Raw genomic sequence first — 22,648 nt, forward strand, 5'->3', positions numbered from 1 at the left:
TGCGGCGGGGTTTTTTTTGCCAGTAATTCCGCCCGGCCCGGAGGGTGGTGGAACGAATCACCAGCCCTGCGTTTGCCGTTTTGCGTGGGTGATCTCTTCGCGAATGACGCGGAAATGCTCGAAGCGTCGCGCATCGATCGCGTCCGCTGCAATCGCCGCCCGCAGCGCGCATCCCGGTTCGGACTCGTGCAGGCAGTCGCGGAAGCGGCATTTTCCGAGGTGCGGCGCGAACTCGACGAAGCTTGCCGCCAGTTCGTCGGCAGTCAGGTGCGCGAGGCCGAAGGCTTGCAGGCCGGGGCTGTCGATCAGCCAGCCACCGTCAAGCGCATAAAGGCGCGCGAACGTTGTCGTGTGCTTGCCGCTGTTCAGCGCTTCCGAAATCTCGCGCGTCGCCGCCTGCGCCTCGGGGATCAGGGCGTTCGTCAGGGTCGATTTGCCCATGCCCGACTGGCCCACCAGGATGCTCCGTTCGCCGGCGAGGAAAGGACGCAGCGCTCCGGCGCCTTCGCGGGCACTGAGTTCGACGATGCGGTAGTCCAGTTTCTCGAACGGCGCGAGGATTCGCCGGGCGGCCGGCAACTGATCACGCAGATCGGCCTTGTTCAGCACGATCAGGGTGCTGATCTGCTGGCTTTCGGCGGCGGCGATGCAGCGCGAGATCAACAGGTCCGAGAAACCCGGTTCGGTCGCGACGACGACCACGACCTGCGTGAGGTTCGCGGCGATGAGCTTTTCGCGGAACGCGTCCGAACGCCACAGCAGGTTGCGGCGCGGGTGCAAGCGGTTGATGACGCCCTGTCCGCTGCCGGTAGGGCTGACTTCGACTTCGTCGCCGCACGCAAAGACGCTTTTCTTGCCGCGCGGATAGCACTTCAGCCGCGGCTGCCCCGGCGCGGCGCCGCTTGCAGCGTGATGGGCGGCGATATCGACTTCATAGTGACGGCCGAACGCTGCGGTGATGACGCCGTTCAGGCTTGCGCCGCTGTCGGGCGATGGGGAGGCAGTCAATTGGTTTCCCAAGCGTCACGTGCCTGCGCGCAGGCGCGAAACCCGCAGCGAAGCTGGCGGGTGGGAATCGAAAAAGCGCGAATACAGCGGATCAGGCGTCAGCGTCGACGCATTGTCGCGATACAGCTTGACCAGCGCCGCGGCGAGATCGGTTGCGCTCGCTTGGCGGGCCGCGTATGCGTCGGCCTGAAACTCGTGCACCCGCGACCAGTGGCTCATCAGCGGTCCGAGCGGAAACGCGAACACCGGCAGGACAAGCGCGAACAGCGCCAGGGCGACGGCGGTGCCGCCGGCTCCGTCGTCGATGCCGAGTCCGGCGAAGAACCACGACTGTCCCATCAGCCACGCGAGCAGCCAGAGCAGCGCGAGGCTCGTGGCGGCGACCACCGCGAGCCGCTTCCAGATGTGCCGATGATGGAAGTGCCCGAGTTCGTGCGCGAGCACGGCCTCGACTTCGGCGGGGCTGAGCTTGTCGAGCAGCGTATCGAAGAACACGATGCGCTTGGCCGCACCGAAACCCGTGAAGTAGGCGTTGCCGTGCGCCGAACGACGCGAACCGTCCATGACGAACAGTCCGCGCGAGCGGAAACCGCAGCGCGCCAGAAGGTTTTCGACGCGCTTTCGCAGCGCCTCGTCGGCGAGCGGGGTGAACTTGTTGAACAGCGGGGCGATGAACGTCGGCCAGACGAACAGTCCGAGCAGGTTGAATGCAAACCAGAACAGCCACACCCACAGCCACCAGTGCTCGCCCATCGCGCCCATCAGCCACAGCACCGCGGCGAGCACCGGCAGGCCGATGAGCGCGGCAAGGAGCGCTTCGCGCGCGACGTCGGCGACGTAGAGTGCCGGAGTCATCCTGTTGAAGCCGAAACGTTTTTCGATGACGAAAGTGCGGTATAGCACGAACGGCAATTCGATGAGCCAGCCGAGGACGCCGAGCGCGGCGAGCAGCGCAATGCCATGGGCGAGCCCGTCAGGGTCGAACCATCCCGCAAGGACGCGGTGCATCGCCTGCAGGCCCCCGCCGAGCGTCAGTGCCAGCACGAAAGCCGCCCCGACCGTGGCGTCGACGACGCCCAGTGCCATTCGTGCGCAGGTGTAATCGGCAGCCTTGCGATGCGATTCGAGACCGATCGAATCCGCGAACGGTGCAGGCACCTGTTCCCGCCGCCCCCGCACGTGATGCCTCTGGCGCACCATCAGCGCGACCTTGATGAACAGGGTGGCGAGAAGTGCGGCAACGAACAGGTTCGAGAAAGTGTCGGGTGCCATGCAGGAGGGGGTGGAAGGCGGCGGGGCGGGGATTTATGCCACAATCTGCGCTTTGTTAAAGCGGGCCGAAGGATTATGGCACAGGATCAGAACCACCTCATCTGGCTGGACATGGAGATGACCGGCCTCCAGCCCGATTCCGACCGCATCATCGAGATCGCGATCGTGATCACCGACTCCCAGCTCAACACCGTCGCCGAAGCGCCGGTGATCGCCGTGCACCAGCCCGACAGCGTGCTCGACGCAATGGACGAGTGGAACCGGAACACGCACGGCAAATCGGGTCTGACCGATCGCGTCAAGGCGTCGCTGATCGGTGAAGCCGACGCGGAGGCGCAGATGCTCGCGTTCCTGCAGCAACACGTGCCGGCGCACACGTCGCCGATGTGCGGCAACTCGATATGCCAGGACCGCCGCTTCATGGCACGCTACATGCCGCACCTCGAAGCCTGGTTCCACTATCGCAACCTCGACGTGTCGACACTGAAGGAACTCGCCAAACGCTGGCGGCCCGAGGTGTACAAGGGGGTCGAGAAAAAGGGCAAGCACGAAGCGCTCGCCGACATTCGCGAGTCGATCGCCGAACTGCGCCACTACCGGGACAATTTCCTGCGCCTCGTGCCGTGATTTTCGGCCAGGGCGGCGATCAGCTGCGGTCGGGAGTGCGCCGCATCGCCTCGGCTGCCGCCATCAGGCCTGCAGTGGACGCATCGTGATTCTCGCCCGACCCTGCTGAAAGACTGCGCGCCATCTCCTTGCCCAGCTCGACGCCGTACTGGTCGAAACTGTTGATTCCCCAGATCCAGCCTTGCACGAACACCTTGTGCTCGTACAGGGCCATCAGCTGGCCGAGCGAGAACGCGTCGAGCGCGGGCAGCAGCACCGTCGTGCTCGGCTGGTTGCCCGGACAGACCAGATGCGGCGCGAGCACTGCCGCTTCGCTTTCCGCAAGTCCTTTCGCGCGCAGGCTGGCGAGCGCCGTGTCGAGGTCGCGCCCGCTCATCAGCGCGGCCGACTGAGCGAACGCATTCTCGACCAGGGAGCGCTGGGAGACGTCGTCAGCCGCCGCGACCGGGACGATGAAATCGAGTGCGACGCGACGCGTGCCCTGGTAAAACAGCTGGTGGAATGCATGCTGGCCGACGGTGCCGACGCCGCCCCACACGATCGGCGAAGTGTGGATGACGCTCCCGGAGCCGTCGCGCAGGCAACGCTTGCCGTTGCTTTCCATTTCGAGCTGCTGCAGCCACGCGGCGAAACTGCGCAGGCCGTGCGCATAGGGCAGCAGCGCGAGACTTTCGATGCCAAGAAAATCGGTATTCCACAGGCCTGCCAGGCCCATCAGGACCGGAAGATTTTCGCCCGGCGGCGCGGTGCGGAAGTGTTCGTCCATCGCCCGGGCGCCGGCCAGGAATGCGTCGAACTCGCTCGCGCCGATCGCGATCATCAGTGGCAGCCCGATCGTCGACCACACGGAATAGCGTCCTCCGACCCATTCGGGCAGCGGGAAGACGCGTTCCGCGGGAATTCCGAATGCGGCCGCAGCGTCGGTCGCATTGCTGACTGCAGTGAAATGCAGCGCCGGATCGCACCCGGCTCCCAGGCCTGCCTGCAGCCACGCCCGGGCTGCCTGCGCATTGGCCAGGGTTTCGGCGGTCGCAAAGCTTTTCGAGGAGACGACGAACAACGTGCTGGCCGGGTCTGCGTCGGCGAGCGCTTCGTCGAGCTCGCGCCGATCGATGTTCGCGACAAAGCGGACTTCCGGTGTCGCGCGCAACCCGGTCGGTACGAGTGCCTGTGCCGCCATGCGGGGGCCGAGGTCGGAGCCGCCGATGCCGAGGTTGACGACCAGGCGGATCGGTTTTCCTGTCGCACCGGTCATCGTTCCGCTGCGCAGCGCCACGGTGAACGCACGCATGCGCTGTTGTGATTGCGCGAGGGTCGCGGCGTCTTCGAGCGGGGCTGCGCAGGCGCCACGCAGTGCCATGTGCAGCACCGCGCGGTCTTCGGTGAAATTCAGATGCTCGCCGGCGAAAAGCGCTTCGATGCCGTCCGGCAAGCGAGCCTGGCCAGCGAGATCGACGAGCGCAGCGAGTGCCGGCGCGTCGATCGATTGCTTCGACAGGTCGAGCAGCAGGCCGCGGTGGCCGAAGGACAAGGTCGCGAAGCGCGCGGCGTCATGCTCGAACAGTTCCGCGATGCGCATGGTGCGCAACCGGGCAGCGTGGTTTTCGAGCGTGCTCCAGGCGGACAGCCGGTGCGGAGGGGTAAAAGGTTCAGTCACGGCGATAAAGACGGAATGTTTCGAGTTGTTTGCCACCTCCACGGCGATACTCCCAGATCTGCTGCCATTCCTGGGCTGGCCGGAGCGCGGCAGGGTTGCGGCTATCGTACACCAGCAAAAAGCTGCAGACCGTTTCATTGCCGGAAACCCTTTCGGGTCGCACGCCGGCGAAATAGTGGAACGAGGCGCGCTGGCTTGGCGACAGCTCGAGCATCGCGACGCAGTCGCTCCTTTCCCCCGCCAGCGCGATGGCCAGCGACGTAGCAACCGGCCGGTAGCTGCGGTCGTAGTCGAACCACGGCATCAGCAGCACGACGGCGAGGCACCACAACGTCGTCATGCCCATCGCCCAGCTTGCCGGGCCGCGATTGAAGGAGCGTGGCAATCGCCACATCAACACGATCCAGGTCACACAGATGCCGAGCCCGGCAAGCGCCTGCGACACGCTTCCTTTGAGTTCGAACCCCGGGGCGACTCTCGCGACGTGGCGCGCAAGCCCGGGAGGCCAGGAAACGGCTTGGGCCGTCCACGCGATCCAGACCAGCAGCGCGAAGACGATGAAGGTCATCACCGCAAACCAGTCGAAAGCGTTGGCTGCGCCGCGGCGCAGCGTCGGAATACCCGCTGCGGCGAGCAACGCGAGCGGAGGGATCAGCGGAAGCATCGTTGCCTGCGCGAGGCTGCCGTTGGCGATGACCCAGCTGCCGGCGAGCAGCGCTGACGCGATCGGCAGGAGCCAGGAAATCCGCATCAGCTGGCGGCGCGCCCGCCACAACGACCACAGCGCGATCGGCCACAATGGCCAGGCGAACCAGCCGAACAGTTCGACCAGCCGGGAAAACTCGTCGCGCCGCAGCGGGTCCGCACCGAACTCGAGCCATTCCCTGCGCCACCACAGCGCGAGCAGTTCGGGAGCCTGGTAGTGAAGAACCAGCGGCCACAGCGCGCCGGCTCCCACGGCGAGGCTCAGTCCGAGAATCAGGCCGCCGCTGGCGCGCGGGTTGCGGCACTCGGGGCACGCAATGACGACGACGAGAAACAGCGGCAGCGTCAGCATCACGCCGGGCAGGCCGCCGGCGAGAAATGCGAGCACCGAGCCCGCAGCGGCCTGGAGGCTGCCGAGGGCGGGCCGCGTCGGGATCAGCGACAGGCCGGCAAGGGTCATCGCGACGAACGACATCACGGCGATCATCGGCTGGGTTTCGTGCGCGTGGAGCACCAGTCCCAGCGTGCCCAGCGTCAACAGCGCAGCCGGAGTGCGCGTGTGCTTGCCGTACAGCCGCGCCGAAGCACGGGCGATCCAGAAGATCGCGAGCGCCGTGTATAGCGTGGTGGCGAGGCGCGCCGCATCGTGGGGCGGCAGCAGCCAGCCGAACAGCAGCGCAAACACCGAACCCGTCCAGTAATACAGCGGCGGGAAACTTGTCGACGGTTCGCCGGCGATCAGCGGGAACAGAAGGCCGTTGCCCTGCAGCATCTCGAAGATCGGGCCGAAATGCCGGGCGTCGTCGCCACGCCACGGGACGTGGCCGGTCAGCCCGACAAGAAGATACAGCCCGACGAGCACGGCCAGCCCGGCCGCTCCGTAGAGGTGCTGTTTCGGCAGGGGAGAGTTGGGGGCGCGAGTCATTCGGGACGGGTGTCGGGCAGCACTTTTTGGTGCGGGGACCAGGACCACCACGGACACGTTTGCGACGCGCCGTCGTCGTCAGGGCGGGATTCTAGCCGGCAAACCATCGGGCGCGCTGCGAGGGGCCGACGGCGCGGCAGTGGTTGAATAAAAAAGGCAGCCGAAGCTGCCTTTTCTAGACTTTGGCCAGGAATCAGCCGAGGCGCTGAACGTTGCCGTATTTTTGGCGGAAACGTTCGACACGACCGGCGGTGTCGACGATCTTCTGCTTGCCCGTGTAGAACGGGTGGCAGGCCGCACACACTTCGACGTGCAGCGCAGGCTTGCCGAGCGTCGAGCGCGTCTCGAAGGTGTTGCCGCAGGAGCAGGTCACCTGGACTTCGGCGTATTTGGGATGGATGTCCGCTTTCATGATGATTCCCTTGTACGAGCGGGCGGTGACTGTGGCCGCCCTGAGAGCTGATTGGAAACGAGGAATTATCGTGGATGAGGGGGGCAAAAGCAAGGATGAAAGCGCGGTAGAGGCGGCGGCGGCCAGTGTTCAGTGATTCGCATAGTGAGCATCAAAATGATGCCCATGTAGGGCTGAGACTGCTACTATCCATGACGCCGTTCTCACCCCAGAATCGTCGCTATGCCGCTGCCACTTTCCCACTCGCAACGCGAGCGTCTCGCGTACCTCGAATTGCGAGCGTACTTTGTGGGGGAGTTGCGGCGGGGCGATCTGGAGGCACGCTTTTCGATCAAGCCCGCGGCGGCGACCCGCGATCTCAATGCCTACCGCGAGCAAGCGCCAGACAATCTGATCTACGACCGCTATGTGAAGGCGTACGTGCCGACTGCACGCTTTCGCCCCGTCTTTGGATTTTCTGCGGATCGAGTGCTTTCGTGGCTGCTGAACGGCTTCGGCGATGGGCAGGCATTGAAGATCAGCCGCACGATTCCATGCGAGGGAGCAGGCAATCTCGTTCAGCCCGATTTCGCAGTGCTGGCCGAACTCACCCGGGCGATTCATGCCGGACAGGCAATGAAGATTCAGTATCTCTCCTTGAGCTCCGGTGTCGCCAAACGGGTGATTGTTCCGGTGGCACTGGCCGACAACGGTTCTCGATGGCATGTACGCGCCTATGATCGCAAGCGAAGCCATTTTTCCGACTTCGTGCTGACGCGTATCACCAAGGTCCGGACGCTGTCAGAACGCGTCGCGGATCATGAGCAGATTCAGGCGGATACAGAGTGGAACCGGATTGTTGACCTGCAACTGGTACCGCATCCCGGACTCTCGCACCCGGAAGCGGTCGTGGCGGATTACGGCATGAAGGATGGGCAATTGCACCTTCAAGTTCGTGCCGCGCTGGCCGGTTACGCAGTGCTGCGCTGGGGGGTAGATTGCTCCGTAGATCACCGCCTGGATCCTTCTCGCCATCACCTTTGGCTTGCGAATCCGCAAACGCTCAATGACGTTGAGAGCGCCGCTCTCGCGCCGGGCTATGGTGGAGCCGGCGATGGCGGAGCGGGACGGTGACAAAATCTCCTGCGCTCTATAACGCCGAAATCTCGGCTGGCTCTCTGATGCTGGTCGAAAGTCGCCGCATTGCCCGCCTGCTGCTCACTCATCCGGATCGCGTTACCTGGGTTGACACCCTCAAGCACGACAACATCCTGCAAAAAAAGTCTCCGGCCACCGCCCGTCGCCAGGCGCGACTCATCCGCAATCGGCTGGAAACGCTGGATGAATTGGGCTGGCAGATGGTGGCCGATGGGGAACAGGAAATCGCGCTGCAGATCCTGCTCGCTGCGGCAATCAAGCACAGCCGGTTGCTCGGGGATTTCATGCGCGATGTGGTGGCCGAGCACTTGCGCCGACTGGAGCACACCTTGTCGCCCGCCAACTGGGACGCCTTTCTGGCTGATTGCGCACAGCGCGACTCCGTAGTGGGGACGTGGTCGCCCGGCACGCAGGCCAAGCTTCTGCAGGTCGTGCTGCGCATGCTGGCCGAAGCGCGCTATCTCGAATCCACCCGCAACCTGCAACTGACGCCCCCGATGTTGCACCCCGAGGTGCTGCGCTACTTGCAGGCGCGATCGGAAACCGCAGTGCTTGCCGCCATGGAACTCAAGCAATGACCGACACTTTCGAGGACCGCCTCAATCAGATCCTGCCTCGCGTCACGTCCGAGGACTTCCTGCAGAACCGTGGCCTTGGCAACGAGATTGGCTTCTGGATTTTCGACTATCCGCCTGATGCGGAAATCGCCATGCGGAATTTCATTTCCAGCGTGATCGAACCCGTTCTCAAGAAACATCAGCCGCCCCTGAGTTTTGCAACGCTCGACCTGTTCGAGCTGGTGGTGAACCTCCTCGAAGATCGCAAGCTGCTGGACAAGGCCATCGACATGCAAGGCAAGCAGGGGGACGACAAGGCGCTCGAATCTCTGCGTCGCGTGCTCAAGGAAGACAAGCTCGCCGAGCGCATCGTGCAGCAACACAATCCGGACGCACTAGACCTCCTGATGCTCACCGGGGTGGGAGCCGCATACCCCATGCTTCGCACACATACGCTGCTCTCCGCGCTACATCCGCACATGAAGCAGACGCCTCTGCTGATGTTCTACCCCGGCCGCTATGACGGCTACTCGCTACGCCTCTTCAACAAGTTGTCGGAAGACCACTACTACCGCGCCTTCCGGCTCGTGCCTTGACCAAACTTCGGATACCGATAATGCAGATCAGGGAACTCTTCACCAAAGCCATCGACCGTCCGATCAACGGCGTGATCAAGGCCGACCAGAAAGACGCCGAAAGCATTTGGCAGGAACTGGACGAATACGTCGTCACCAAGCAGCTCACCGACCACTTCCGCCGTTTCTTCGATGCCTATCTTGCGGCGGCAGACAACCCCAACGACCCGGTGCTGGGGGCACGCATGGGCGTATGGGTGTCCGGCTTCTTCGGCTCGGGCAAGTCGCACTTCATCAAGATCCTCTCCTATTTGCTGGAGAGCCTCCAAGCGACCAACCCAGCCACCGGTGAAAGGAAACGGGCCGCCGCATTCTTCGATGAGCGCAAGATCAAGGATCCGATGCTGCTCGCCGACATTCAGCGCGCGGTGCGCGGCAGTGCGGACGTGATCCTCTTCAATATCGACGCCAAGGCCGACAGCAAAGACGAGCGCGACGTCATCCTGCAGGTCTTCCTGCGGGTATTCAACGAGAAACTCGGTTTTAGCGCGGACGCACCCCACATCGCACACATGGAGCGCTACCTCGTAGAGAAGGACGCCTACGACACGTTCAAATCTGCCTTCGCGCAAAGCAATGGCTCCACGTGGGAAGCTGAACGCGATGCAGTCGATTTTCTGCGCGATGACGTCGTTCATGCCCTTGCCGTAGCCCTCAAACAAAGCGACGAATCGGCCGGCCAGTGGTTCGACCGCGCCCGCGACGAATACCGCATCAACATCGAATCCTTCGCCAGGTTGGTGCGCGACTATCTGGATACCAGGCCTGCCGGCCATCGCATCATCTTCCTGGTGGACGAAGTCGGTCAGTTCATCGGCGACAACACCCAGCTCATGCTCACGCTGCAAACCATCACCGAGCAGCTCGGCACGGCCACGCAGGGCAGGGCATGGGTGATCGTCACCAGTCAGGAAGACATCGACGCCGCCCTGGGCGAGGCAAACAAGGCGAAATCGCAGGATTTCTCCAAGATCCAGGGGCGTTTCCATACCCGGCTGTCGCTGGCCAGTTCGAACACCGACGAGGTGATCGGCGAACGCCTGCTGGCCAAGACCGAGGCCGCCCATGGCGCGTTGCGTGACACCTTCGAAAAGTCCGGCGACATCATCAACAACCAACTCGCCTTTGTCGGCAACTCGGTCAACCTGCGCAGCTACAAGGATGCGGCCGAATTCGTCGGCGTCTATCCCTACGCCCCCTACCAGTTCACGCTGCTGCAGAAGGTGTTCGAATCCATCCGCAAGGTCGGCGCCACCGGCAAGCACCTGTCTCGCGGCGAACGGTCTCTGCTCGACGCCTTCCAGTCAGCGGCCGTGCGCAATGCCGACCATCCCGTCGGTTTGCTGATTCCGCTTTACGACTTCTATCCGTCGATCGAAAGCTTCATCGACACCGTCGCCAAGCGTTCCATCGACGAGGCACCACAAAACGGCGCACTCGAAGCCTATGACGTGCTTCTGCTCAAGGCGCTGTTCCTGATCCGCTACATCGGCGATATCGTCAAACCCAACGTCGACAACCTCGCCACCTTGTGCGTGGATCGCATCGACACCGACAAACTCGCCCTCAAACGCAAGATCCAGGAAAGCCTCGCCCGCCTCGAGGCGCAGCGGCTGGTCAGCCGCAACGGCGACTTGTGGTTCTTCCTCACCAACGAAGAACGCGACGTCGCCCGCGAAATCGGCAATGTCGAAGTCCCCTCGGCCGAAAAGGCCCGGCTGCTGTGTGAATTGCTGTTCGACGACATCCTGCAGGGCGCCACCCGCATCCGTCACCGTGACACCAAGGGCGATTACGACTTCAACCGCCTGCTCGACGGCGTTCCTTACAAGAATGCCACCCACGAACTCAGTGTCGAAATCGTCTCGCCCCTCGGCGACGACTACGAAACCCTGTCCGATGCCAGGGCCGTCCTGCGCAGCAGCGAAGGTCACGGGCGCGCCCTGATCAAGCTCGCGGAAGGCGAGCGCTTCGACATCGAGCTGAACCTCTACCGGCAGATCGAGAAGTACATCGACAGCCCCAAGGCCAGCAACGCCACGCCGTCGCTGCGCACCATCCTCCTCAACCGCAAGGACGAAAACCGCGAACGGCGCACCCGTCTGCGGGAACAGTTGTCCGCCATGCTGCTGGAGGGCGATTGCTACGCCTTGGGCCAGCGCGTCGAACTCAAGGCCGGTAACGCCAGCAGCCTGCTGGACGAGCTTGGCAACTACCTCATCACCAACACCTATACCAAGCTCGGCTACCTGAAGCATCGCAATCCCGACCCCACCGCCGAGATCAAGGCGGTGTTGTTGGCCGACGACATCAGCCAGAAGAAGCTTGCCCTGGGCGGAGACGAGGGTAATCCGCTGGCGCTGGCCGAAATGCGCGAATACCTGCAGCTCAAGGCCAGCGCCAGTCGCGTGATGCTCGATGAGGTCGTCGCCCGCTTTACCGGCATTCCCTGGGGCTGGAAGCCCGAGTGGGAAGTCGTGCTGCTGGTGGCACGGCTCTTCATGGCGGGAGAAATCAAGCTCGTCATGGACAGCGCCGACCTCGTACCCCGCGCGGCCATCGAACCTCTCACCAAGTCGGCGCGCTTCAAGCAGGTTTCCATCCTGAAGCGCAAGGTCGCCGACGTGGAAAGCATCAAGAAGGCGCGCAAGCTGCATCAGGAGCTGTTCTCCAGTCTGCCGCCCGAGGACGAAGACGGCTTTGTGGCCGCCATGCGCACCCGGCTCGCGGGCTGGCACAGCGAGCTCAAGGGCTATGCCCCGCTGGCCGCCACCAAGCACCATCCGGGCAAGACCATCATCGATACCGTCGTCGCCCGCATCGGCAAACAACTGGCCATCGCAGACAGCTTCGAGTTCGTCGAGTCACTGGTGAAGGATCGGGACGCCTGGCTGGATCTTGCCGATGATGCTCACGACGTTACCAGCTTCTACAAGACTCAGCGCCCCACCTGGCAACGCCTGCTCGATGCGCTGGAGCGCTACGCCGACAACCACGACGCGCTGGACAAGAACATCCATGCCGCAGCCGCATTGGGCACTCTGGAAAGCCTCCGCGACAACTCCGCGCCCTGGGGCATGGTGAGCCAGATCGAACCGCTCATCGCCACCGTCGATGCGATCAATGAAGAGCTGGCCCAAGGCAGGCGCGAGCACGCCCTGTTGTCCGTCGACGCCAAGATCGCAGAAGTCGAACAGGCTCTGGATGCGGTCCATGCCGACGCCGCCCTGCGCAATCGCGCCCTGCTCAAGTTGCAGGAGCTCAAGACCAAGGTCGCCGGGCTGACCAGTATCCCGATGATCTTCTACTGCCAGGATCAGGCCGGCGACGCCCTCGATGCGGCGATGGCGATGATCGAAGCCGCCACGCCGAAAACAGCGCCCGGCACCGCGGCCGAGCATGGCAACCAGAACACTGCCACCAAGACCGGCCCGACGGTCGCTCCGCCCAAGCCGAGCAAGGTCGTCCGCGTGGCTGATCTTGCCGGCAAGACCTATCTGGAAACCGAAGCCGAGGTCGACGCTTACCTTGTCCGCCTCAAGTCGGAGCTGCTCAAGATCATTCAAGCCGGCCAGCGTGCCCGGCTGCAATGAGAAAAGCGTGATGCCGGGTTCAGGCCTTCAGCACCTCGGCGCAGAACGCCGTCGGCGTCAGGATGCGGGTGCGCCCCTGGTGGCCGCGCTGCAACAGGCCGGCCCGGCGGTCTCCGGTCACGAGGTAGTCGGCCTTGCCGGCGGCAGCCATGGCCAGCAGAAAGGCGTCGTCCGGGTCGTCGGCGCTGAACTGGTCCGGCAGCTTTTCCAGCAGCACCGCGCGCTGCAGGTTGTTGATCATCACGCCCACCTTGGCAGGCTGCAGCACTGCCTGCAGTTTCGGGTAGCGGCTGGCGCGGCGGATTTCCTCGAGTTGCGTGCGGGACGTCACCAGTTCGAAGCGCGCCGTGCGCCAGGCACGGTAAATCGTGTCCGGTGGCCCGTGCGGCGAGATCAACGCGCTGAACAGAATGTTGGTGTCGAGCACCACCCGCATTACTGCGCCTTGGCCCAGTCAAGCGCCTCTTCGACCATGGCGGAAAGATCCTTCTCGCTCACGTCGGCATTGGCCGCCTTCGCCTCTTCCGCGCTCAATTCCAGAATATGGGCGCGCACCGCTTCCTCGATGAAGCGGGACAAATCGCCCTTGCGTCCGCCGCCCTGGCTGGCGAGAAACATCCGCAGAGCCTGGTCGGTTTCGGTCGAAACCGCCACATTCCAGCGTGTCGTCGGCATCGGGTTCTCCTGATGATCGGTGTTTATGTGTTTATACGCTCAACACGCCCCCTGCGCCACCCCAGAACCCGAACAAGACCTGCCTCATGAACAAATCAAAACTGAAGAGCTACGCCCCCCAGGCCCGCAAGGATTTCATCGCCGCCGTCACGCAACGGGCAAACCTGCTCGGCATCTCAGAAGTTGCAGGCCAGCTGGAGGTGCTGCCCAACGAACGTCGGGGTGACGTGGCGATCATCGCCGGCCGCGAATGGCCGGCGAAGGTGCATGAGCAGCGCGAACAGCTCATCAGACGCATTCGGCGTGACGGTTTCGCCCAGACCATGGAAGCAGTTGCCTACACCTGGTTCAACCGCTTCGCGGCCCTGCGCTACATGGAACTGCACGACTACCTCGGCCACGGCCACCGCGTGCTGTCCAGCGCCACCGCCGGCGGCCTGCCCGACATCGTCGCGCATGCCTCCGACCTCGCCGCGAGCCGCCAATTGCCCGGCCTCGGCGCCGATGTCGTGACGGAACTGAAGCTTGCCGGCAACAAGGACGGCGAGCTCTACCGCCTGCTGCTCGTCGCCCAGTGCAACGCGCTTTCCGCCGCCATGCCCTTCCTCTTCGAGCGCATCGACGACGAAACCGAGCTGCTGCTGCCCGACAACCTGCTGCGCACCGACTCGGTCATCGCCAAGCTGGTCGCCGAGATCGCGGAAGAAGACTGGGCCGAGGTCGAGATCATCGGCTGGCTCTACCAGTTCTACATCAGCGAGAAGAAGGATCAGGTCATCGGCAAGGTGGTCAAGAGCGAGGACATCCCCGCCGCCACCCAGCTCTTCACCCCCAACTGGATCGTGCAATACCTGGTGCAGAACAGCGTCGGCCGCCTGTGGCTGATGGCCAACCCGGCCAGTACGCTCAAGGCCGAGTGGCCGTACTACATCGAACCGGCCGAGCAGACGCCCGAGGTGCAGGCGCAATTGGATGAGTTGATTCGGCAGCGCTGCCTGGAGGGGAGTGGTCAGTGGTCAGTGGTCAGTGGTCAGGAGGGGCGGGATGGCGATTACGCATTATCGGGAACTGATTGTTTGGCAAAAGGCAATGAACTTGGTCGAGCAGGTGTATCAGGCCACCAAGGTGTTTCCGAGAGACGAGGTTTATGGGCTGACGAGTCAAGTACGTCGGGCAGCGGTATCGATTCCTTCCAACATCGCGGAAGGTCAGGCGCGGAAGTCACGGGCGGAGTTTCGCAATTTTCTGTCGATCGCTCAGGGGTCGAAGGCCGAAGTGGAAACGCAGATCCTGATTGCCGTGCGTCTCAAGTATCTGACGCAGGAACAGGCCGCACCGATACTGTCACTGCTGGAGGAGATTTCGAAGATGCTCGCCGCACTGCAGGCACGTCTTCTCTGACCACTAACCACTGGCCACTAACCACTCCGCCTTTAGATCCCGAATCCATCACCGTGCTCGACCCCGCCTGCGGTTCCGGCCACATCCTGGTCGAAGCCTACGCGCTGCTCAAAGGCATCTACCTGGAACGCGGCTACCGCCTGCGCGACATCCCGCGCCTGATCCTGGAAAAGAACCTTTACGGCCTCGACATCGACGACCGCGCCGCCCAACTCGCCGGCTTCGCCCTGCTGATGAAGGCCCGCGCCGACGACCGGCGCCTGTTCAACGACCCGCCCCGGCTCAATGTGCTGAGCCTGCAGGAGAGCAAGGGGCTGGACCTGGACGAACTCGCCACCCACCTCGCATCCTTCGGTATCCAGCGCGGCACCATCAAGGCGCTGCTCGATACCTTCGAACACGCCAAGACCTTCGGCTCGCTGATCCAGATTCCGGACGCGTTGAATGCGCAACTGCCGGCGCTGGCGGAGGCGCTGGGGAAGGCGAACGAGACCGGGGATCTGTATGCGCAGGCGGCGGCGCAGGATTTGCTGCCGCTGGTGGAGCAGGCGAAGGTGCTGGGGCGGAAGTTCGATGCGGTGGTGGCGAATCCGCCGTATATGGGCGGTAAGGGGATGAACGGCGCGCTGAAGGAGTTCGCCAAGGCCGCATTCCCCGATAGCAAGTCCGACCTGTTTGCGATGTTCATCGAGCGCGGTTTTGCTTGGTGCAAGCCCAACGGCTTCAACAGCATGGTGACGATGCAGAGTTGGATGTTCTTGTCGTCCTTTCAATCCATGCGGGAGAAGTTGCTCGAACAGCGAACCATTGAGACGATGGCGCATCTGGGCGCAAGAGCGTTTTCCGAGATTTCTGGCGAAGTCGTACAAACCACGGCCTTCGTTCTGCAAGGTCAGCATTTCTTCGGATTCAAACCCACATTCTTCCGCTTGGTGGATGGGCAGGAGGCGGACAAAGAAGCAGCGTTGCGGAGTAATCAGTGCCGCTTTGATGCCACGGCGCAGGATGATTTCAAGAAAATTCCGGGAAGTCCGGTGGCTTACTGGGTTAGCCGCGCGCTGTTCGATGTTTTCGCAACCCTCGAACCGCTGCAAGAGCGTGCCCATGTACGCAAGGGTCTTGCGACTTGCGATGACCTCCGTTGGGTTCGTCTGTGGCATGAAGTCGACTATTCGCTCAGCAACACTCAACGAGAGCCGTCATCAGAAGAAGTGGGACGGCTAGGTAGATGGTTCCCTTTGCTGAAGGGAGGGTCCTTCAGAAAATGGTATGGCAATACTGCCTACCTAATTAATTGGGAAAACGATGGCCGACTTCTCAAAGCGTCGATTGTCGAACGCTACGGTGGCGGCAGTTACACGAAAGAAGTCAGGAGCGAAGATTACTATTTTCGCCCCTGCAACACTTGGTCGGATATCACGTCCGGGTCATTTGGTGCTAGGTACTGCCCCAACGGGTTTATTACGAGTACGGTTGGGGGCGGGATCTACTCTGCTTCAGATTCTGATGAGTACCAGTTTTGTGCGATGCTCAATTCGAAACCGACCTCCGATTGGCTGCGGATCATCAACCCCACATTGCATGCCAACCCAGGTGATATCGCGCAGTTGCCTTTACCTCCACACGAGGTCCTTACGGGTGTGGAGATTTCTCGCCTCGGCCGAGCAGCCGTCAGTTTAACCAGATCCGACTGGGACGCTTACGAACGCTCCTGGGACTTCCAATCCTTTCCCCTCCTGACCGCCTCCGCCGACCCCGACTCCACCCTTGAGTCCAGCTACACCGCCTGGGTCACCCAGAACCACGACACCATCGTGGAGATGAAGCGTCTTGAAGAGGAGAACAACCGCCTCTTCATCGATGCCTACGGTCTGCAGGATGAACTCACTCCCGACGTCCCCATCGAGCAAATTACGCTCACGGTGAACCCCGCCTACCGCTACGGCGGCAACCTCACCGAAGTTGAGCAATGGACCCGCTTCCGCCAGGACACCATGGAGGAACTGGTCTCCTACGCCATCGGCTGCATGATGGGCCGCTACAGCCTCGACGAACCCGGCCTCATCTACGCCCACGCCGGCAACGTCGGCTTCGATGCCAACCGCTACAAGACCTTCCCGGCCGACGCCGACGGCATCGTGCCGATCACCGACGAATTCTGGTTCGAGGACGACGCCGCCAACCGCGTGCGCGAGTTCCTGCGCGCCGTGTGGGGCGCCGACACGCTGGACGAGAACATGGCCTGGCTCGCCGAGAGCCTGGGCACCAAGGCCAACGAGACGCCGGACGAAACCATCCGCCGCTATCTGGCCGACAAGTTCTTCAAGGACCACCTCCAGACCTACAAGAAGCGCCCCATCTACTGGCTGTTCTCCAGCGGCAAACAGGGCGCCTTCCAGGCGCTGGTCTACCTGCACCGCTACCATGAAGGCACGCTCGCCCGCCTGCGCGCCGAATACGTGGTGCCGCTGACCGGCAAGCTGCAGGCCCGCATCGACATGCTGGAAAAAGACGCCGCCGCCGCCCCCAGCACCGCCACGCGCAACAAGCTCAACAAGCAGATCGAAAAGCTGCGCAAGAAACACGTCGAACTGCTGGCCTACGACGAGAAGCTCCGCCACTACGCCGATATGCGCATCCGCCTGGATCTGGACGAGGGGGTGAAGGTGAACTATGGCAAGTTCGGGGATTTGCTGGCGGAGGTGAAGGCGGTGACGGGTGGGGCGGGGGATGAGTGAGCCGGCGATGGCACGTAAACTTACAACCCTCGTTGTGGTCTTGCGCGGAGCGAAATCCTCATGTTGAACCGTCTCTCACTCGAAGGCGTCGGCCCTGCACAGCAGCTGACCATCGACTTCAAGCCCCGTCTGAACTTTCTGACCGGAGACAACGGCTTGGGCAAGAGCTTTGTGCTCGACATTGCCTGGTGGGCACTGACGCGTACCTGGGCCCGCGGCGTGATGGCAGCCCCTCGGCAAGATGCCGGCGAGTCCAGCGTTGGCTACAGCTACACGGGCAGCACGGGCGACTACGCGGGCAAGCGCCTGTTTGACCATGAAGCCCAGCAGTGGTCGATCAACCAGGGACGACAACCCATCCCCGGTGTGGTGATCTATGCCGGCGTCGATGGCAGCTTCTCGGTATGGGACCCTGCCCGCAATTACTGGAAAGGCGACAAAGGTGAAGCAGCAGCGTCGAATCGCCCTCGCAGCTTCGACTTCACCCCTGACGAGGTTTGGAACGGCCTGCTGGCAAGCGATGGCAAGACTCAGCTGTGCAACGGGCTGCTGCATGACTGGGTGCTGTGGCAAGAGGCCTCCAAACCTGCTTTTGACGACCTGGTGAAGGTACTCGATGCCTTGTCACCATCGGGCGTCGAGAAAATTCGACCGGGTACCCCGATGCGCGTGGGCGACAGCGTGAAGGATCTGCCTTCGCTGCGTATGCCCTACGGTCAGGACGTACCCTTGATTCACGCCTCGGCCGGCATGCGCCGAATCGCCGCGCTGGCGTATCTGCTGGTGTGGACCTGGCGTGAGCACCAACTGGCCTGCGAGCGTTTTCGCGTCAATCCGGCACGTGAAGTCATCTTCCTGATCGACGAGATCGAGTGCCACCTGCACCCGCAGTGGCAGCGGCGTATCGTCCCCGCCTTGTTGAGCGTGATGGATGCGCTGACAGGCACGCGCGACGTGCCCGTGCAGTTGCTGGCGGCCACGCATTCACCCCTGGTGCTGGCATCGGTCGAGCCCGACTTCGACCCTGAAAACGACTGCATCTGGGACTTCGACCTCGTCGATGGCGAAGTGCGTGCGACCCTCTATCCCTGGTCGCGCAAAGGGGATGTGAACAGCTGGCTGGCGTCCGAGGTGTTCAACCTGAAGGAGCCGGTTTCAGTGCAGGCAGAGGAAGCGCTGGGTCTGGCACGCGGTTTTCTGCGCACGGTTGCGATGACACAACAGCCGCTCACCGATGAGCAAAGACAACAGTTGCAGGACATCGACGCCAAATTGCGGGCAAGCCTGAGCGACGTGGATGCGTTCTGGATTCGCTGGAGTGGTTTTCGTGACCAACTGGCGGGCCAGGCATGATCCGGGTGGAGCAAGCCGCAGAGCCGGCGGATTTCGACAGCAAGGTCAGGCAGCCCGGCCTGCGTGCGATTGCCGAGATGACGGGTGCGCCTGGGTTGCCCAAACGCAGGGGCAGGCCCAGGGCGATGATCGCAGCATCACCAGACGAAATTCCGGCCGACAAGTTTCCCTCCCTTTGGACAGAAGCTTTGCCTGAGCTTCTCGAGAGCTACAGCCGTGTCTGCGCTTACATGAGTTTTTACATCGAACGCGTGACCGGGGCTGCGTCGGTGGACCACATGCTACCGAAGTCGGCCGACTGGCAAGAAATCTACGAGTGGCGTAACTACCGGCTGGCGTGCTCGCTGATGAACAGCCGCAAGAACGTCTATCGCGATGTCCTCGACCCCTTCGAGATCGAGGACGGCTGGTTTCGTCTGGAACTGGTCGGGTATCAGGTGATCCCGGCCCCAGATTTGCCGCCGGACATCCGCGAGAAGGTCCAAGCCACGATCGATCGGCTCAAGCTCAATGACTATGAATGCCTGAAACTGCGTGAAGAGTACGCAGAGGAGTTCTACTGCGGCGATATCAGTCAGGATCGTTTGCGCCGCCATGCGCCTTTTCTGGCCAGGGAAATCGAACGAGAGCCGGAGAGACGGAGAGGTTGATGAAGATCAAGGCGCTTTACTTTCAGGACGCCGGCCCATTGGGTGATCAGACCATTAGTCTGGCGAACGATTGGGATGACAGCATTGAGGCCCGGGCGCTGCTTTCGGGGCCCAACGGTTGTGGCAAATCCACCTTGCTGCGGGCAGTTGCCATGCTGTGGGAGGCGTTGGGCTATTGGCTCGACCATCGCAAGGCGCTGCCAAGAAACCACGCGGCGCGGGAATGGCTGCAGCGCTGGGGCGGTTGTGCCGTGGTGCTGGAGGGCTTGCCGACCGCTGGCCAGGAGGTGGGGCTGGTGTTCGGGGAGCTGAGCTGGTGTCACGCTCTGCAGGCGGAACTGGCCGAGGTGGTCTGGATCGGCGAAGGCGTGGCGCGAACGGGCAAGCCGGGCAACCCCAAGCGCGAACTGCTGATGCCCAGACAGCCCTGGCTGCAGACGTGGTCCGAGGCCAGAAAGAAGATGATCCTGAGCTTCGACAAGGTCGACTTCCCCAATGTGATCTTTCTGGATGCGGAGGAGCGGCGCTGGGTGCCTGCACGACGCAATGTGGGGGAGCACATCGCCGAGAATCCGGGGCGACGCTGGCTGACGAAGCACGTGGCGAGTGAGGACTGGAAGGACCAACTTGAAGCCTCGCTGATCACCTTGAAGACCACTCAGCTGCACAAGTATCACGAGGTGATCCGACTGCTGAACGGCTTTCTGTCGGGCAAGGAGATCGAGCCGGATATTCAGCCCGGTGAAGGCCGGCTGCGGGTGAAGCTGAAGGGGCGCAGGGCTCAGTTTCATACCCTGGATGAGTTGAGTGCGGGCGAGCACCAGGTGCTGATCCTCCTTTATCTGCTTTCGCGCTGGGCGGAGAAGGGTGCCGTGGTGCTGATCGACGAGCCGGATCTCTATCTTCACCCGTCTTTGGTGGCTGGCATGTTGTCGAGCTTGGAGAAGCTCGTCAGCGATCTGGGCGGGCAACTGATCATCAGCTCCCATCTGCCCGAGGTATGGCAGCGCTATGAGGCCTCGGGCAAACGCATCGAGCTCGGAGGTGAGCAGTGAGCAAGGTGCAGGAGCGGATCGCGCAGATCCGCACCCAGCTCGTAGGGGAATCGGGGGCTCGGGTCTTGCTCGTCGAAGGCTCGGACGATGTGGATGCCTTCCGCATCTTTCTCGACAAGAAGTTCCCGGCTTGGGAGCAAGCGTGGCATCTTGTGGCGGCGGGCAACAAAAGGATGGTGCAGCAGATTGCCGCTGCTGAGCCGCAATGGCTGGGGCTCGTCGACCGCGATGAATGGACGGAGGATGAGATCCAGCAGCACATGCAGGAGACGCCAAACCTGCTGGTGCTGCCGAGGTTCTGCCTGGAAAGCTATCTGATCGAGCCCGGCGAGCTGTGGGCTGCGTTCCCGCAGAAGCAACGAAACAAGGTTGCCGGTGGCGAGGCTGCGTTCCTCGAGGCTTTCTCGCATGGGCTGGGGCCATGGATTCGCCACGCGGCTTTGTGGCAGGAGATCCGGCCGTTGTGGCAGCGGCTGCGCGGGGCGGGCTTTCCGGATGCGGTGCTTGATGCGCCGAATGTTCCAGACGAGCCGACGCTGCGTGAGAGGCTATTGGGCTGGCGAGATACGCTCGATGTTGAGAATATCGTCGAAACGGTGCGTGCGCTTGAGGCCGCGTTGGCAGAGGAGGGGCTGCATACGCTGTGTACGCAGCGAATCCACGCCAAGAGTTTCTACCCAAAGTATGTTCATCCGCTATTGGACCGGTTACTGGGTCAGAAGGACGCCAGGACACGGCGGATTTCTGTTCTCAGGACCCGCGCGGTCCCGGACGATCTGGGTGTGGTGTGGCAGCGGATGGGGTTTGAGTGATGGAGCGGATTTGTGCGCACAGGATGGCGTCGATTGGAGGGGTGATATCCGATGATTGAGCTGATTGCAGTCCGGAACTTCAAGTCACTGGCTCAGTTCAAGTTACGACTGCACCGGTTCAACTGCCTGGTCGGCATGAACGGCGCGGGCAAGTCCACCGTGCTGCAGGCCATCGACTTCATCGCACAGCTGATGGAAGGGCGCATCGACGAGTGGCAGTGATGGGGCCGGGTGAGGCGTTCGTGGATACGGACCTCAACCTGCTCGCGCAGGAATGCATGACGCTGGATGACGAGGATGCAGCCCGCGAAGCGGCGGAGGCGGGCTGATGCTGTTGTTGCTCAGTGGTGAAGGGCCGAGCGATCTCGGCCGCTGTGCGATGCCGGTTGGGCAGTGTGACGGTGATGCCTTCGAGGCTGGGCCGGTGGCAGTGCTGGTCGACCAGATCGTTCAGAGCGTGCTCAAGTATTCGGTGCTGAGGGATGTGCCCACGAGGTTGCGCTATGTCACCAAGGAATGCCTGGATGATGTGGCTGACAACCTTCGAGGCAATCGGCGAGCAGTTTCCCTTACGGGGAGGAAGCAGGGGCAGGAAACCGGCTACTTCACGAAGATGGCGTAGGCCTATGGAAATCTAGCCTTGCAGATCGAAACGGATGAAGCTGATTTGGCTATAGCGGTCTTCTTTCGGGACACCGACGGCACGCATTCGATACGAGGTGGCGCTTGGGCCGAGAAGTGGCAATCCATTGAACGTGGTTTCAAACGCGCGGGCTTCCAGCGCGGCGTGCCGATGCTGCCCAAACCGACTTCCGAAGCTTGGCTGCTGTGCGCCGCCAGGACGGCGCCGTATCAGAACTGCAGCGCACTCGAAGAGCTGCCGGGCAACCAGGTATCCGAAAGGCATCCGAAGAAGGAGCTGGCGCGCGTGTTCGGCGAAGAGAAGTTCAGCCAGGCACTGCGCGAATGGCTGGAAGAGCATCCCTTCGAACCGGACCGGGCGATGGAGATGAGCAGTTATCGGGCGTTTCGGGAGCGTCTGACAGAGGTGCTGACCACGGTCCGCGGTAGAGCTTGAGCAGCTTGTGGTTATGCTCTGGGAATTTGTGCAAGAGGTTCTTGCACAATTGATCCGGGGCTGTGATCTGGCGACGTGTGGCACAGAGAGGGCAATGAGGCGACGTCAGGTTCGGTTTGTTGTTTGACGATGAATGTGGATGGAGGCCGCCTTGACTGAGCTTGCCCTTGCTGCGCTGCGGATTCCGACCCAACGTGACCGCTGATTCCGAAATAGTGTGACCGGTGAATCCGCGGTCGTGACCGCGGATTCCGATTTGATCGTGACCGATTTCGGCGAGTTGTCGGAATGGGCGGTCACGATGTCGGAATCAATGGTCACGATCAAATCGGAACGGGTTTGTGAGGCCAAGCGTGGC

Annotated in this window: 21 protein-coding genes; 14 read left to right on the top strand and 7 right to left on the bottom strand. The window is 62.4% G+C overall.

Features of this window, described 5'->3' with window-relative positions:
- Positions 1 to 57: 57 nt before the first annotated feature.
- Together rsgA and EBN1_RS14705 are read right to left on the bottom strand one after the other, a co-directional pair.
- Entirely contained in the window at positions 58 to 1,008 is a 951-nt protein-coding gene (gene rsgA / locus EBN1_RS14700) for a ribosome small subunit-dependent GTPase A (RefSeq protein ID WP_011238758.1), read from the bottom strand.
- A 15-nt stretch (positions 1,009 to 1,023) separates the two neighbouring features.
- Entirely contained in the window at positions 1,024 to 2,280 is a 1,257-nt protein-coding gene (locus EBN1_RS14705; protein WP_011238759.1) for a M48 family metallopeptidase, read from the bottom strand.
- A 75-nt stretch (positions 2,281 to 2,355) separates the two neighbouring features.
- On the opposite strand from EBN1_RS14705, the gene orn reads away from it, so the two are divergent.
- Complete coding sequence (orn, locus tag EBN1_RS14710) at positions 2,356 to 2,907, top strand: oligoribonuclease (RefSeq protein WP_011238760.1); 552 nt, start codon at positions 2,356 to 2,358, stop codon at positions 2,905 to 2,907.
- Positions 2,908 to 2,926: 19 nt separating this feature from the next.
- Here the strand turns inward: orn and pgi are convergent, their stop codons facing one another.
- From pgi to rpmE, 3 genes are all read right to left on the bottom strand, one after another.
- On the bottom strand, positions 2,927 to 4,486 hold the full coding sequence (pgi, locus tag EBN1_RS14715) for a glucose-6-phosphate isomerase (protein ID WP_241762739.1): 1,560 nt from the start codon (positions 4,484 to 4,486) through the stop codon (positions 2,927 to 2,929).
- A gap of 70 nt (positions 4,487 to 4,556) precedes the next feature.
- The gene (locus EBN1_RS14720) at positions 4,557 to 6,194 is read right to left on the bottom strand and encodes an ArnT family glycosyltransferase (RefSeq protein ID WP_041646441.1); all 1,638 of its coding nucleotides are present in this window, start codon (positions 6,192 to 6,194) and stop codon (positions 4,557 to 4,559) included.
- A 193-nt stretch (positions 6,195 to 6,387) separates the two neighbouring features.
- Complete coding sequence (rpmE, locus tag EBN1_RS14725) at positions 6,388 to 6,606, bottom strand: 50S ribosomal protein L31 (protein WP_011238763.1); 219 nt, start codon at positions 6,604 to 6,606, stop codon at positions 6,388 to 6,390.
- Between rpmE and EBN1_RS14730 the strand changes: the two genes are divergently transcribed.
- The 5 genes from EBN1_RS14730 to brxC all read left to right on the top strand — a co-directional run bounded on the left by EBN1_RS14730 (position 6,605) and on the right by brxC (position 12,528).
- Positions 6,605 to 6,742 (top strand): hypothetical protein, encoded by a 138-nt coding sequence (locus EBN1_RS14730; RefSeq protein WP_157866622.1) that lies wholly within the window; start codon positions 6,605 to 6,607, stop codon positions 6,740 to 6,742. The two genes, rpmE and EBN1_RS14730, sit on opposite strands and share 2 nt — an antisense overlap.
- An 86-nt stretch (positions 6,743 to 6,828) precedes the next feature.
- Complete coding sequence (locus tag EBN1_RS14735) at positions 6,829 to 7,719, top strand: BrxR family transcriptional regulator (RefSeq protein ID WP_011238764.1); 891 nt, start codon at positions 6,829 to 6,831, stop codon at positions 7,717 to 7,719.
- Positions 7,716 to 8,321 carry a DUF1819 family protein gene (locus EBN1_RS14740; protein WP_011238766.1) on the top strand — a complete coding sequence of 202 codons (606 nt, stop codon included), beginning with the start codon at positions 7,716 to 7,718 and terminating at the stop codon, positions 8,319 to 8,321. Before EBN1_RS14735 ends, EBN1_RS14740 begins: the two co-directional genes overlap by 4 nt.
- Positions 8,318 to 8,896 carry a DUF1788 domain-containing protein gene (locus tag EBN1_RS14745; protein WP_011238767.1) on the top strand — a complete coding sequence of 193 codons (579 nt, stop codon included), beginning with the start codon at positions 8,318 to 8,320 and terminating at the stop codon, positions 8,894 to 8,896. Before EBN1_RS14740 ends, EBN1_RS14745 begins: the two co-directional genes overlap by 4 nt.
- A gap of 20 nt (positions 8,897 to 8,916) precedes the next feature.
- Positions 8,917 to 12,528, top strand: coding sequence for a BREX system P-loop protein BrxC (gene brxC / locus EBN1_RS14750; RefSeq protein WP_011238768.1), 3,612 nt, complete (start codon positions 8,917 to 8,919; stop codon positions 12,526 to 12,528).
- Between the two features lie 19 nt (positions 12,529 to 12,547).
- Here the strand turns inward: brxC and EBN1_RS14755 are convergent, their stop codons facing one another.
- Positions 12,548 to 12,964, bottom strand: a complete 417-nt coding sequence (locus EBN1_RS14755; RefSeq protein ID WP_011238769.1) for a putative toxin-antitoxin system toxin component, PIN family — start codon at positions 12,962 to 12,964, stop codon at positions 12,548 to 12,550.
- On the bottom strand, positions 12,964 to 13,203 hold the full coding sequence (locus EBN1_RS14760; RefSeq protein ID WP_011238770.1) for a ribbon-helix-helix domain-containing protein: 240 nt from the start codon (positions 13,201 to 13,203) through the stop codon (positions 12,964 to 12,966). Before EBN1_RS14760 ends, EBN1_RS14755 begins: the two co-directional genes overlap by 1 nt.
- 86 nt (positions 13,204 to 13,289) lie before the next feature.
- Between EBN1_RS14760 and pglX the strand changes: the two genes are divergently transcribed.
- The 8 genes from pglX (at position 13,290) to EBN1_RS14805 (ending at position 22,290) form a co-directional block, all read left to right on the top strand.
- Positions 13,290 to 17,342: a BREX-1 system adenine-specific DNA-methyltransferase PglX gene (gene pglX / locus EBN1_RS14770; protein WP_422103667.1), complete on the top strand. Its 4,053-nt coding sequence runs from the start codon at positions 13,290 to 13,292 to the stop codon at positions 17,340 to 17,342.
- A 60-nt stretch (positions 17,343 to 17,402) separates the two neighbouring features.
- Positions 17,403 to 18,695 carry an AAA family ATPase gene (locus EBN1_RS14775; RefSeq protein ID WP_011238772.1) on the top strand — a complete coding sequence of 431 codons (1,293 nt, stop codon included), beginning with the start codon at positions 17,403 to 17,405 and terminating at the stop codon, positions 18,693 to 18,695.
- Positions 18,692 to 19,345: an HNH endonuclease family protein gene (locus tag EBN1_RS14780; protein ID WP_011238773.1), complete on the top strand. Its 654-nt coding sequence runs from the start codon at positions 18,692 to 18,694 to the stop codon at positions 19,343 to 19,345. The genes EBN1_RS14775 and EBN1_RS14780 overlap by 4 nt, the downstream gene beginning before the upstream one ends.
- A complete protein-coding gene (locus EBN1_RS14785; RefSeq protein WP_011238774.1) occupies positions 19,345 to 20,400 on the top strand; it encodes an ATP-binding protein in 1,056 nt (351 codons plus the stop codon). Before EBN1_RS14780 ends, EBN1_RS14785 begins: the two co-directional genes overlap by 1 nt.
- Positions 20,397 to 21,212, top strand: coding sequence for a DUF4435 domain-containing protein (locus tag EBN1_RS14790; RefSeq protein WP_011238775.1), 816 nt, complete (start codon positions 20,397 to 20,399; stop codon positions 21,210 to 21,212). The genes EBN1_RS14785 and EBN1_RS14790 overlap by 4 nt, the downstream gene beginning before the upstream one ends.
- A 51-nt stretch (positions 21,213 to 21,263) precedes the next feature.
- Positions 21,264 to 21,434: an AAA family ATPase gene (locus EBN1_RS14795; protein ID WP_011238776.1), complete on the top strand. Its 171-nt coding sequence runs from the start codon at positions 21,264 to 21,266 to the stop codon at positions 21,432 to 21,434.
- A gap of 106 nt (positions 21,435 to 21,540) precedes the next feature.
- Positions 21,541 to 21,834 carry a hypothetical protein gene (locus EBN1_RS14800; protein WP_011238778.1) on the top strand — a complete coding sequence of 98 codons (294 nt, stop codon included), beginning with the start codon at positions 21,541 to 21,543 and terminating at the stop codon, positions 21,832 to 21,834.
- Between the two features lie 18 nt (positions 21,835 to 21,852).
- Positions 21,853 to 22,290, top strand: a complete 438-nt coding sequence (locus tag EBN1_RS14805) for a hypothetical protein (protein WP_011238779.1) — start codon at positions 21,853 to 21,855, stop codon at positions 22,288 to 22,290.
- Positions 22,291 to 22,648 lie beyond the last annotated feature (358 nt).

The sequence above is a fragment of the Aromatoleum aromaticum EbN1 genome, assembly GCF_000025965.1.
Classification (GTDB): Bacteria; Pseudomonadota; Gammaproteobacteria; order Burkholderiales; family Rhodocyclaceae; genus Aromatoleum; species Aromatoleum aromaticum.